Annotated in this window: 14 protein-coding genes; 11 read left to right on the top strand and 3 right to left on the bottom strand. The window is 72.2% G+C overall.

Annotated elements, in window-relative coordinates; genetic code table 11:
* Positions 1–222: 222 nt before the first annotated feature.
* The 11 genes from ACIBEC_RS22255 to ACIBEC_RS22205 all read left to right on the top strand — a co-directional run bounded on the left by ACIBEC_RS22255 (position 223) and on the right by ACIBEC_RS22205 (position 8,383).
* Complete coding sequence (locus ACIBEC_RS22255) at positions 223–1,986, top strand: hypothetical protein (RefSeq protein WP_396288591.1); 1,764 nt, start codon at positions 223–225, stop codon at positions 1,984–1,986.
* A gap of 101 nt (positions 1,987–2,087) precedes the next feature.
* Positions 2,088–2,549 (top strand): hypothetical protein, encoded by a 462-nt coding sequence (locus ACIBEC_RS22250; protein WP_396288589.1) that lies wholly within the window; start codon positions 2,088–2,090, stop codon positions 2,547–2,549.
* 73 nt (positions 2,550–2,622) lie between these two features.
* Complete coding sequence (locus tag ACIBEC_RS22245; RefSeq protein WP_396288587.1) at positions 2,623–3,027, top strand: hypothetical protein; 405 nt, start codon at positions 2,623–2,625, stop codon at positions 3,025–3,027.
* Between the two features lie 129 nt (positions 3,028–3,156).
* A complete protein-coding gene (locus tag ACIBEC_RS22240; protein WP_396288586.1) occupies positions 3,157–3,786 on the top strand; it encodes a TetR/AcrR family transcriptional regulator in 630 nt (209 codons plus the stop codon).
* A 42-nt stretch (positions 3,787–3,828) separates the two neighbouring features.
* Entirely contained in the window at positions 3,829–4,218 is a 390-nt protein-coding gene (locus tag ACIBEC_RS22235; RefSeq protein ID WP_396288584.1) for a hypothetical protein, read from the top strand.
* A 118-nt stretch (positions 4,219–4,336) separates the two neighbouring features.
* Positions 4,337–4,735, top strand: coding sequence for a hypothetical protein (locus tag ACIBEC_RS22230; protein ID WP_396288582.1), 399 nt, complete (start codon positions 4,337–4,339; stop codon positions 4,733–4,735).
* A 27-nt stretch (positions 4,736–4,762) separates the two neighbouring features.
* Positions 4,763–5,119 (top strand): hypothetical protein, encoded by a 357-nt coding sequence (locus tag ACIBEC_RS22225; protein ID WP_060880659.1) that lies wholly within the window; start codon positions 4,763–4,765, stop codon positions 5,117–5,119.
* A gap of 127 nt (positions 5,120–5,246) precedes the next feature.
* Complete coding sequence (locus ACIBEC_RS22220) at positions 5,247–6,224, top strand: hypothetical protein (protein ID WP_396288580.1); 978 nt, start codon at positions 5,247–5,249, stop codon at positions 6,222–6,224.
* A gap of 101 nt (positions 6,225–6,325) precedes the next feature.
* Entirely contained in the window at positions 6,326–7,039 is a 714-nt protein-coding gene (locus ACIBEC_RS22215) for an HNH endonuclease family protein (protein WP_366104570.1), read from the top strand.
* The gene (locus ACIBEC_RS22210; RefSeq protein ID WP_396288578.1) at positions 7,036–8,019 is read left to right on the top strand and encodes a hypothetical protein; all 984 of its coding nucleotides are present in this window, start codon (positions 7,036–7,038) and stop codon (positions 8,017–8,019) included. The genes ACIBEC_RS22215 and ACIBEC_RS22210 overlap by 4 nt, the downstream gene beginning before the upstream one ends.
* Positions 8,012–8,383 (top strand): hypothetical protein, encoded by a 372-nt coding sequence (locus ACIBEC_RS22205; RefSeq protein WP_396288576.1) that lies wholly within the window; start codon positions 8,012–8,014, stop codon positions 8,381–8,383. The genes ACIBEC_RS22210 and ACIBEC_RS22205 overlap by 8 nt, the downstream gene beginning before the upstream one ends.
* Before the next feature lie 95 nt (positions 8,384–8,478).
* Here ACIBEC_RS22205 and ACIBEC_RS22200 read toward each other — a convergent pair whose 3' ends face one another.
* The 3 genes from ACIBEC_RS22200 to ACIBEC_RS22190 form a co-directional block, all read right to left on the bottom strand.
* The gene (locus tag ACIBEC_RS22200) at positions 8,479–9,723 is read right to left on the bottom strand and encodes a hypothetical protein (protein ID WP_396288575.1); all 1,245 of its coding nucleotides are present in this window, start codon (positions 9,721–9,723) and stop codon (positions 8,479–8,481) included.
* Between the two features lie 282 nt (positions 9,724–10,005).
* Entirely contained in the window at positions 10,006–10,710 is a 705-nt protein-coding gene (locus ACIBEC_RS22195; RefSeq protein ID WP_396288573.1) for a beta-ketoacyl-ACP reductase, read from the bottom strand.
* A gap of 44 nt (positions 10,711–10,754) precedes the next feature.
* Complete coding sequence (locus tag ACIBEC_RS22190; RefSeq protein ID WP_396288571.1) at positions 10,755–11,573, bottom strand: helix-turn-helix domain-containing protein; 819 nt, start codon at positions 11,571–11,573, stop codon at positions 10,755–10,757.
* Positions 11,574–11,689 lie beyond the last annotated feature (116 nt).

Below are 11,689 nucleotides of genomic sequence, written 5' to 3'. Positions count from 1 at the left end.
CTTAAACCCCCCCCGGGTGGGCCCCCCCCCCCCGGGCCGGGGGGGGGGGGGGGGTGGGGGGGGGCGGGGGGGGGGCCCCCCCCGCCACCGGCCCTGAAGGAACGCGCCGTTCCCTTATCCATGATGTTGCGTATTCTATGTTCAATATGTATTGTCATCTCATCGCCTAGTGCACAGCACCCGCGAATTTCCCCAAGTCCCCTGTATCCAGGTAGGGATGACATGAATTTCCATCTGTCCGACGTATCCGACTCCGAGTTGCTGGCGGGCGTCACTGCGGCAGCCAAGCGGGCCCCCGTCGGTGGAGACGATCTCCTCATCCTCACGGAGCTCCAACTGCGGCTCTACCGCGAGCTCCACGCCGCTGCGGACCAGCTGCTCCGGGCGCCGGAGGGCCGCGAGACCTCACCGGCGAAGTTCGGGCGTGTCCATGACGCCATCGACCGCATCCTCGGCGCGGATGAGGAGATGGCCGTCTTCCGCCAGATGTACGACCACCTGGCGAACGCGGCGCTGAGCGAGCAGCGGGTGGCCGACGAGCTGCTGGCGCTGTCCAGTACTCAGCACGGCCCGGGCGGGGCGTTCCTCAAGCGCGTACTGCGGTTCGCGGCGGCCGACGCATACGCCAGCACGGTCCAAAGGCTCCTCGCCGACTTCGTCAGGTCCACGGAGCCGGAGACCGTACGGGCGGCCATGGCACAGCTCGCGGGTTTGGAGTGGGCCCTCGACCCGGACGACAAGCACCACCGGCCGGTCATGGACACAACGGACGGCGTCGTGAACGACGCCGATGCCGAAGTCCGCCGGTTCCAGGCACTGGGGCTTCGCCCGGAGACGGGCACGGTCCCGGGCGGGGCCCTCACCGGCTCGGACACCATCGCTTGGGGCACCCCCGACGAGCACCGCATCCGTATCTGGCGCCGCCGGTACGTGGATGCCCACACCCAGAGCCTCGACTTCGCCCTGATGAAGGCGAAGGCGTACCGCCGGGACGCTGAACGGCTGGCGCCCTACGGCCACCCGGACGGCCTGGAAACGGCCGTCGCCTTGCAGCTGCGGCAGGAAGCCGACCGGGCGCGCTCCGCCCGTCTCTTCCAGATCGGCGACTCCCTCGGCCAGATGGCACTACGCCGCGTGGTGCGGCGGGCGGCCAAGGCCACGACCCCGTTCGATCCTGCCCACCTCCCCGCCTCGCGCGGGATGCTGTTCCTCGACGTCCCCCTGGACCTTCCCAACGGCCGACGCGTCGTCGGCTACGTATGGGGCCCGTGGTCGCCCCGGACGGAAGAGGGCTGGTTCCTTCTCCGGCCCGACCGGTACCTGGAGCCGGTGGAGCCCCCGCACGATGACGTCCCCTGGACATGGGTCACTCCGCTGACGTGTGACGAGTCGCTGCTGAAGCTGCCGTTCTCGCCGTACGACACCCTGATGGCGCGCCCCGGCGAGGTCCTGGAGCCGGAGGCCCGGCTGCGCGACCCGGACAACCCCGAGCGGTACCGCAGCGGCTCGGCGCGCCAGGGCTGCCAGGAGCTGATGACGCGCCACGTTCGCGCCCTGTGGGAGCTGCTGACCCAGCACAAGCGGACCACGGTGCGGGTCCTCTCCCACCAGGTCCACCAGCTCAAGCCCAGCAAGCGCGAGGCCGAGCGGCGGCGGGGCATCTCCGACTCCGGCCAGGTCGAGAACTGGTGGGTCGACCCGGACGCGGGCGAGCGTTTCCAGGAGCAGCGGCCCAGCCATCACCGCGAGAGCGGGTCCGGCCACACGCTGACGGTCCGCTACTGGAGGGGTGAGCACGAGCGCCAGCAGTGCCCGAATCCGCACCGGCACGCCGCCCTGGAGACGGCCAAGGAAGGTAGCTGCCCGCACTACGAGATCACCATCCCCGAGCACCCCGTGGGGCCCGCCGACGCGCCGTGGTCAGACCGGCTGCGCCGCGCCCGGGTCCGCCCCTCGGCGAAGTCCCAGCGCACCGCAGACGCGTAGTCGTCCATCTTCTGGCCGGGCAGGCCCTGCCTGCCCGGCCAGAGCACCCCGTGGCCCATTCACAGGGCCGAACTCCCGATCACCTTCAACCGAGGAGAGCCATGTCCGAAGACCTCCGCCCCCGTACGCACCAGCACCGCCGCTGCCAGCCGCTGCACACCGTCTACGGCCTGGTCGCGCTGCTCGCCGGCTGCGGCATCCTGCTGGAGCAGCCCGTCATGTGGCTGTTCGTCGTGCCCCTCGCTGTCCTTGTCGTCGAAACGCGCCGGCTCGCCCGGAGCCGGGCCTGCGCCGCCCTGCGCAGGCGGGACGAGCGCAAAACCGCCCCGGCTCGCGCCCACTGGGGGTGGGGTGCTGCCGCGGCCGGTCTGGACGCCGCCCTGGTGGCCGGAGCCTTCGCCGTCTGCGCCGTGTTGCTGCTCGGCCATGGTGACGCACTCGTCCTGCGCGGACGGGCAGCGGACTACCTGGCCCTTGGCGCAGGGGCGGCGTTCGCCGGCGCGCATGCCCTTACGCACCGCATGTCCGCCCGAGCCCCGAAGGCGCCGCAGCCCGAGGTGTGACAACTCCCCCTGCCGCACCGTGCCGGGCGATCACCCGGCACGCCCTTCCCCTCAAGTCTTGGGAGAGACCGTCATGTTGCACTTCGACCCCGCCACCACGAGCGGCTCGGCCGTCGCGTCCCTGTTCCGCGTGTGGTGCTCCCTGCGTGAGTCCGGTCCCGGGCACCGGCCGGAGGCTGCGGAGCTGGCCGGCGCCGTGGAGGAGATGTTCGCCGGCCTCGGCCTGGACCCGGACGGCCCCCCTGCGCAGGTCGAGCCGCCCGGCACGGGAGAGGTGTTCACGGTCTTCGGTCTGCGGTACGACCGAGCCGACGCGCTGCTGGTCGCCGGTGTCATTCCGGGCGAGCACGCCGCTGCCGCTGTCGAACTGGGCGGCGACGAGACCGACTTCACCCGGTGGATCGACACCTTCCGCGCCGAGTCCGGGGACGCGGCCGCCACGGCCGCGCGAGCACAGGTCGAGGGCGGGGACTACTGAGACATCCACACCAAGGGCGTTGCGTATTCGTGTTCCAATATGTAATGTGATTGCACGTCGGGTCCGGCGTCCACCGGCGCCCCAGACCTCGACCACTCCCCTTCCCTTCCTCCAGCTCAGGAGACGACTGTGCCCACCTCTGTCGTGACCCGCACCCCCGACCGCCGCGTACCCACCGAACGCGGACTTCGGACCCGCCAGAACCTGATGGACGCGACGCTCGAACTCCTCGCCACCCGGTCCTACCGCGACATCAAGGTCCTGGACATCGCCCGGGCGGTGGGCACGTCGCCCGCGACGTTCTACCAGTACTTCCCCGACGTCGAGGGCGTCGTCCTCGAAGCGTCCCGGTTCCTGGTCGAGGAGACGAACGCGGCGCTCGACGCCTTCGAGGACGGCTCCTGGTCCTCGGACGGACTGCCCGGCGCCGCCCGGCTCGTCGACGCCGTACTCGACGGCTGGAGCGACCACCTCCCGGTCATGCGCGTGCTGACCGCCGTCGCCGCCGAGCGGGACCCCCGCTTCGTCAAGGCGTACTTCGCGGCCACCCGGCCCGTCGTCCGCGCCCTGACGGCGGCCACCACCCAGACGACCACGCCCGACGACGAGGGCAAGGAACTGATCCACGCCCTCGTGTCCGGCCTGACCGCCGCCGCCGGACACGAGAACGCCGGAAGCGTCCAGGGGCTGACCAAGCGCCAGCGGCGCCGGGGACTCGCCCGCCTCGTCCACGCCGCCGTGACCACGGCCGACGCCTAGAACCCCCGCTCCGCCAGCATCCGCAATCCCAGGGAGCCCACCTTGATCCAGCCAGCCTCTCTCGCCCTCGGCTTCGGCCTCGGCGTCCTCAGCGTCCTGATCCGCGCCCTAGCTCTGCGCTTCCGGCCGCGCCGCGCCCCCCTCCCCCTTTCGGTCGCCTCGCCGAGCCCCGAACTCGTCTCCGCCATGTCTGCGGCCGTCGCCGAGCGGTACCCGAACCTCGGAGGGTTCGACTACGCCACCGTCAGCGTCTTCGAGCGCAACGCACCGGAGAACACGGTGTACCTCACCCCCGCGCGCGGCCCCCACCGGGGCGCCATACGCCTGGACCCCAGCGATTCGAACAGCCCCGGTGGCAGGGCCGCCCGGCTGCTGGCCGAGATGAACCTGCCTCACGTCGGCGTCCTGGTCATCCCGCTCGGCCCGCGCTGACCCGGCTCTCGCCGCCCCGGGCTCGCTCCGGGGCGGCGACCGACCGGCCCCCGTGACCGTCAGCCACCGCAGGCTGGCCCCTCCCATGCCCCGATCCCCGACCCGTCAGCGAGGAACCGTGACCATCCCGTCCCGCCAGTTGTTCAAGTACGGAAAGTGGGTGTTCGACATCGATCGGGCCATGCGCCTCCTGGAGGAGCACCCCCGGCCCACCGAGCAGACCTTCGTAGCCGACTGGTCGGCCGCCTACCACTTGAGCCTGCTCAGGCCGGACTACGACGGCCTCTCCTGGTGCCCGATCTTCGGCCCGGACCAGTCCCACTTCAGCGCCGAGCACGCCATGCACACCGACCTCGAACAGCCGGTGATCATCGCCACCCTGGAGTTCGACAGCGGCCCGGCTCGCCTGCTGATCGACGGAGTGCACCGCATGTACCGGGCGATGACCGAAGGCCGCCCGACCCTCCCCGCGCACGTCCTGACCGTCGCCGAGACCGCGACGATCCGCGAGCACTGACACCGCCCACCCCACTCAGGAGCCCCCATGACCTCCATCGGCACCGCCCGTCACTTCCAGCCCCACGGCACGCCCGGCCACGTATGCCGCGACCACAACCGGGCAGTTCTGGCCCCGGCCGTCGCCGTCGAAGCCCTCCGCAAGGGCCTCGGACCCGACCTGACCGACGCCCAGCTCGACGAATGCGCGGAGATCGCCGAGCGCAACCCGCTGTCCGACACCTCCCGCGCCGCCGTCCGTGCCGCGCTGGAGCCCGCCCTGTCCGTGCGCAACTCCCCGGCGACCGTGCACCATCGGCTGCTCAACCTGACACCCGGACACCCGCTGCGCGTCCGCGTCGGCGACACCGAGTACTTCCTGGTCCCCATCCCCATCACGCTGTAGCCCGCAGCCCGCACAGGCTGCGGGTGGCCCGAATCAGACACCCCTCACCAACGCGTCCGGCCCCGGCCGGACGCGTTTTGGCATGATCCCCCTCGACCGAGATCCGGTACCTGACACAGGGGGAACCATGTCCGTGCGCCTGCGCCACACCCTTCCGACCGTGCTCGTGGCCGGGGCGCTGCTGATCTCCGGCTGCGCCGGCTCCGACAGCGATCCCCAGGCCGACGGCAAACCGACAACCAGCGCCCCAGCGGCCCGGCCTTCGTCCTCCACGGTGCTGCCGCACGGGATCGTGAAGCCGGGAACCGCGCTCCCGGTCGGCGACGGCGCATGGACGGTAACGCTGCAGGGCGTCGAGCGACTGCCGGCCGGGGCCGTGCCCGGCGTGCCGGCCGGCTCGAGCGCGTACACGGCGCGGGTGACCGTGGCCAACCAGCGGGCGCAGGTCGCGACCGCGCCGCGGACCGCCGTCACCGCCCGCTACGGAGCTCTCGGGCACACGGCTACCGAAGCCGCCGACAGCAGCACGTCCTCCGCCAAGGACGAACCGCAGCAGGTCCGACCCAACGGATCCGTCGACCGGGACCTGAAGCTGGTGCTTCCCGATCAGGCCCAGGGCCTGCCAGTCACCGTGACCGTGGAAGCGACCGAGGAGGGCCTGGCCGAGCCGGAGCTGCTCTTCTTCGAAGGCGCCCTTCCAGGCACCGCCGCATCCCCGGACACCCGGGCGCCGCAGGGCGCGCCGACCGGGCAGTCGGTCACGCCGCTTGGGCAGTGGAACGGCCAGGTGCGCGTGGGCAAGGTGACGGTGAGCGGCGAGGGCGCCTCGCGCACCGGGAGCCTGGAGCTCAGCGTGGTCAACCGCTCCGGCGACCCGATGCCCGGCCTGGGCACCACCGTGCGGATCCTGACCGGCCAGGACCTGCACCTGGCCGCTACCGTCCGCCCGGTGTACGGGTACCGCGACGCCGCGATCGCCCCGTACCGCACCGCTACGCAGAGCGTCTCCTTCCGTGTTCCGGAGGCGGCCGTCGGCGGCCCGGTGACGGTCGAGGCAGTCGACGCGGGCGGCTCCAAGGTCACCTTCGACGGCACGCTCGGCTGAAGGAGCCCATAAAAGTTCGGGCGGAGTGTCACACCGGCGGCGTCCGCCACACCTGTAGCAGGTGAACGGTGCCTTCTCCGACCCGAACAGGACTCCCTTACATGGCCCCTCGCCTCCTGGCCGCCGGCCTCGTGCTCGCCGGCGCGCTCGCCGCCTCCGCCTGCGGACCCCTCACCGCCCCCGGCTCCACCGCCGATGCCGCCCCCGCTCGTGGTCCGGCCGCGGCCGGGGGCGCGCCCGTGCTGGCCCAGCTGAACAACCTGACGGTCCGGGCACAGACCTCCCTCGCCGGCTACAGCCGCGACGCCTTCGGACCGGCGTGGAGCGATGCGGGCACGGTCGAGATGTCAGGGAATTCCTGTCCGACGCGTCAGGACGTCCTGGCCCGCGACCTGGACGACGTCGTTCGGGCCGAGGACGGCTGCACCGTCCTCTCCGGCGTCCTCCACGACCGGTACACGGGCCGGACGATCGACTTCAAACGCGGACCTGGCACGTCCATGGCAGTGCAGATCGACCACGTCGTCCCCTTGGCCCTCGGGTGGCGCTCGGGGGCCCGGGAGCTGACCGCCGCGCAGAGGCTGAACTACGCGAACGACCCGGCCAATTTGGTTGCTGCCGACGGTCCGACGAACGCCGCGAAGGGCGCCAAGGACGCCTCGGTGTGGATGCCCCCGCGGGCCGAGGCCCACTGCTGGTACGCGACCGCTCAGGTCCGCGTGAAGACCAAGTACCGCCTGTCGGTCACGCCGGCGGAGAAGGCGGCCCTGCGCACCGCGCTGGACTCCTGCCCGGCCGAGGCGGCCCGGCGATGAGGCCGCCCGCACAGCCGCTGCCCTTCGGCGCGGACCCGGACCGGTGGACCCACGCTGTCCGGGAAGCCGCCCGGCTCCATCACGCCGTGCACGCCGAGCTGGCCGGCCGGCTCGCGGCCCCGGCCAGCGAGCGGTCCGCCATGCAGGCACTGCTGCTGATACGGGAGCGGACCCGGGGCGGGTGGCTGCGCTGGGACATCTTCAGGCCGCACCCTGCGGGCGTGCTGCGCGAGGCAGGCATCTTGGATCCGGGGCAGCACCCGGTGGGACGCTGGGTGTGCCGGACGGTCTGGGGGCGTCGCCCTCCCCTGTACATCTGGACGCTGGGAGGCCTGGAGCTTCCTCGTCCCCTCCCGGTCGGCCGGACCGCGCTGTTCGCCGTGACCGCCTTCGCCGCCCTGGGCCCCGCGACGTCCGTACTGCCGGCGGCCTCCGGTCTGCTCGTGGCCGGCCTGCTCGCGGCTGCCGGACTGCCGGCGGCCGTCCGGCACCTCACCCGGCGCCGCGTGCGCGTGGTGGAGACGGGCGAGGCGTACGCCGCGGTCTTCTTCCGGCTGCTGGCCGCCGAGCAGCGCCTGCGCATGCTCGCCGAGCGCAGCGAGCGCTACGAGGTGACGCGCGCGGCGGCGGTGCTGCCGCGGCTGGTGTGGGACGCGGCCGGGCTGGTCCCGCTGGCGGCGGACGACGTGGAAGCCCGCGAACTCCTGTTCGGCTATGAGCAGTCGCTCGCGCTCCTGGTCGACCAGGCCGTCGAGGTCGAGCGGCAGGAGGAGGCGGTGGAGTCGGCGATCCGTGACGACCGCGCGCCCGCGTCGCCGGCCCGGCCGGCGCTGCCGGAAGGGCTGCTGTCACGGGAGCTGCTGGACGAGGTGCGGCTGGAGCTGGAGGAGCTGGGGCAGGGACTGCGCCACGCCCGGGAGGTCCTGGGCGGCGCCGACGAGGGAACGCAGCACGCGACGAATGGAGAAAGCGATGAGTGAGCACGAGCTGGACCGGCCTGTCCTGTGGCGGGAGGCCCATCCGGACGCCTACGCCGAACTGAAGCGCACCTGGGGGGTGATCGGGCACAGCAGTGTCCTCATGGTGCTCAGCCTGAGCTTGATCGGCACATCGCTGACGCTGGGCTACCTGCATCTGCCGGGATGGCTGGCGACCGTTGCGCGCCTGGGCACCAGCGCAGCGGCGGTCGGCTGCGGCGCGGTCGGCTTGTGGCGGCTGGTCCGTGCCCTGTTCCGGTCGGTGCGGGCGGTCATCCGTACGCGCCGGCGCGGCGCCGGCAGCGAGGCGCAGGGGGCGGCCGCCGAGGACAACCAGCCCGAGGCCGCGCCGGCGACGGCGTCCTGAACAGGAGAGGGGAGCCGTGTTCCGGCTCGAGAGCTTCGCCGTCGGTGCCGTGGCCTGGTGCGTTCCGTTCGTGCGGGGGCTGGGCCGGCGCGGGGTCACCAGGGGGCTCGTTCCCGGGCGTCGCAGACGGCCTCCCACTCGGCGAAGGTGAGGCACTGCTCGGCGGTGCGCGCGTGGCGGGCCCGGTCCGCCGCCGCGAACGAGGCAAGAATCCGGTCGCGGATGACGAAGCCGGGCGGATCGGGTTCCGGCTCGGCGGGTGGGCAGAGGCTGTGCAGGCGGGTGCGCACCGTGTCCATGGCCTCCAGGAAGGCCGTGTTGGGCGGGACAGCGTCGGCCGGTTCCTCGCGCGGGCCGTGCGTCAGGACTGGCTGTTCCTGGTCGGCGCGCTCGCTCCAGCGGGCCATGATCACGCTGGCCGGGGAGGCCGGCCGCCGAGGCACGCGCCAGACCGACAGGTCGGCGGCGATGTCGGCGGCGGACAGGCCGGTGGCGATCCAGGGCCGCAGAGCGAAGGCGAGGCGGCGCAGGCCCTCGCCCTGCGTCCAGGGCACCCGGGGGCGTATCCAGGCGGCGACCGAGACGGCGTGGGCGGCCTGCTGGGTGCCGGCCCGGTAGGGCTCCGGAACCTCGTGCCTGCGTCGGGAGCGCGGCCGCGCGCCGCGGGGTGCGCTGGTGTTGTTCTTCTTCCCTCCCATCTCAGCTTTAGGACGTGGGTGGTTGGTCTTACAGGAAGGGGTGTCACGGCGGTGGGAAGGGCGGGTGCGGCGGCGGGCGTCGGCGATGGCCAGTTGGCGTCCGTGCTCGGTGAATCCGATGTGCCGTGCGTGGTAGCCGTGGCCGCTCACACGGTGGCCGAGGGCGTCGTCCCAGGCGCGCGGGACGACGGCGGCGTAGATGGTGGCGGTGCCGGCCCACTCGCCGCTTCCGGCGGGGCGGGTGTTGGTCCGGGTTCCGTGGAGCGCCCAGACGAGGAGGCCGAGCTCGCGCAGGACGGCGATGTGCCGCTCCAGGGTGCGGCGGCTGATGCCGAGGCGCTTGAACATGGTGTCGCGGCAGTAGGCGACGTGTCCGTCGGCGTTCAGGCGCGCGGCGAGGTCACGCGCGACGCGCAGCGTGGTGTCGCCGGCCTTGGGGTGCAGGCGCTGGGTGATGGCCCAGGTGGCGGCGCGCAGGAAGTCGCCGCGCCGGGTACGTCGGGACGCGGTCGTGCCGATCTCCTGGTCCGCATGCTCGCAGACCGGAATGAATCGGTTGTTCGGGGATATTCGGTGTTGTCCGTGCGTTGGGCGCGGTGGGGCGGCGGTGGCGTGGACCGGCGCGCGGGCATGCTGCATCATGGGCAGGGCACGCCCTCCTTTCGGGCATGCGTGAGCCCCTCTTCGGTGGGGCCGGGTTCTTCGGGAACCAAGTGATCCGCCCTGGCAGGGGCGGTGTTGCCCGGTCTGCGGACCGGGTTCTTCACCAGGCGGGCTGGACACTCGCCGGGTGGTGGCAGAGATGCGGCGGGGCCGAGGTGCTGGACACACCGGGGGCCTGTTGCCGCGGGGCAGCCCACGGGGGACTGCCCGCTGTCAGGTCATGCGTTCATCGGACTCCAGGGTTGCGGGCGGTCGCAGAGGTCAGTGGCCCATGCCGGCGCCGCCGTCGACGGGCACCACGGCGCCGGTGATGTAGGCGGCGTGCTCGGAGGCGAGGAAGGCCACGGTCGCGGCGATCTCCTCGGGGCGGGCGAGCCGGCCGAGGGGGATCTGGGTCTTGAGGTTCTCGAGCTGCTCGTCGCTGAGCGCCTGGCTCATGGACGTCTCGGTGAGGCCGGGGGCCACCACGTTGAAGGTGATGCCGCGGGAGCCGAGTTCGCGGGCCATGGAGCGGGCGAAGCCGACGAGGCCGGCCTTGGAGGCGGCGTAGTTGGCCTGGCCGCTCTCACCGCGCAGGGCGACGGCGGAGGAGATGAACACCACGCGGCCCTTCTTCGCGCGGAGCATGCCGCGCGAGGCGCGCTTGGTGACGCGGAAGGCGCCGGTGAGGTTGGTGTCGACGACGGAGGCGAAGTCGTCCTCGCTCATGCGCATCAGGAGCTGGTCCTTGGTGATGCCGGCGTTCGCGACGAGGACCTCGACGGGGCCGTGCTGCTCCTCGACCTCCTTGAACGCGGCGTCGACCTGGGCCGTGTCGGTGATGTCGCAGCGGACGGCGAGCAGTCCCTCGGGGGGCTCGCCCGAGCGGTAGGTGATGGCGACGCGGTCGCCGGCTTCGGCGAGGTGACGGGCGATGGCAAGGCCTATGCCGCGGCTGCCGCCGGTGATCAGGACGGAACGGGACACGAGGTGGTGCCTTTCTGTGGTGCTTTGTGGGGTTCTGTAGTGGGTCAACTGGCCCGGCGGGCGCCGGAACGCGTCAGCTGTCCGCTCATCGCTGCGGCGGTGTCCATCACGGCGGCCACGTACCGGGCACGAGTGGCGGGCCGCCGCGTGGGCCCGTCCTTGGCCAGCAGCGCGACGGAGCCGGCGACGGCCGAGCCGTACCAGATGGGCGCGGCGATCATGGTGCGGCCCGGCAGCGGGGAAGGGCCGATGGCGTGACCTTCCTCACGGACGTGCGCGGTGTCGATCTTGTGGTCGCCGATGGAGCCGAGGCAGGCGAGGATCGCCAGACCGGCAGCGTCGGACTCCAGAGGCGCTGATTCAAGAGATCGCAAAGTGATCTGAGGCGACGTGAGGACCTCGTCGGCGTGTGGTCCGTATGCCCGTTCCGCGCAGATCCTCATCGGAGTGCCGATCAGGTGCGGTCGGTAAACAAATGCGACCTGGCCTGTTCTCGACTGTAGTGTGACGATCTCGGCCCTCACCGCAGGGGAGGGCGGGCCGGCCTGGAGGGGCTGGGCGGGTGTCGAAGAGGGGGGACCGTGCAGCGCGTCAGTCAGGGCGTAGCGAGCACGCGGCCCGCGCTGTTCGACGGCGCCCTCCCGCATCAAGGCTTGCAGATACCGGTGAGCGGTCGGCGCGGGAAGGTCCGCGGACTCGGCTACCGACGCCAGGGGATGTTCACCCGGTCCGAGACGGATCAGCGCTCTGAGCACCGCCATGGTGCGTGCCACGGCTCCGCCCGTGCGGTCCGGCGGCGTGGCAACGGGATGCAGCAACGCGAACTCCCCCTCGCGGTTGTGGAGGACCTTCGCGTCTCCCACAACGCGGATTCGATCCAGTGGTCGATTCTTCCCGGCCAAGATCCCGCTCACCAGGCTCTGAATTTTCCGGTCCTCGAATTTCAGGAGCGAGCGCTTCCGGTATATCGCGCGGCCGG

This window comes from Kitasatospora sp. NPDC051164, from assembly GCF_044455625.1.
In the GTDB taxonomy this organism is placed as follows: Bacteria; Actinomycetota; Actinomycetes; order Streptomycetales; family Streptomycetaceae; genus Kitasatospora.
The sequence above is the reverse complement of the archived record's forward strand: the minus strand, read 5'-3'. Positions and strand labels throughout refer to the sequence as shown.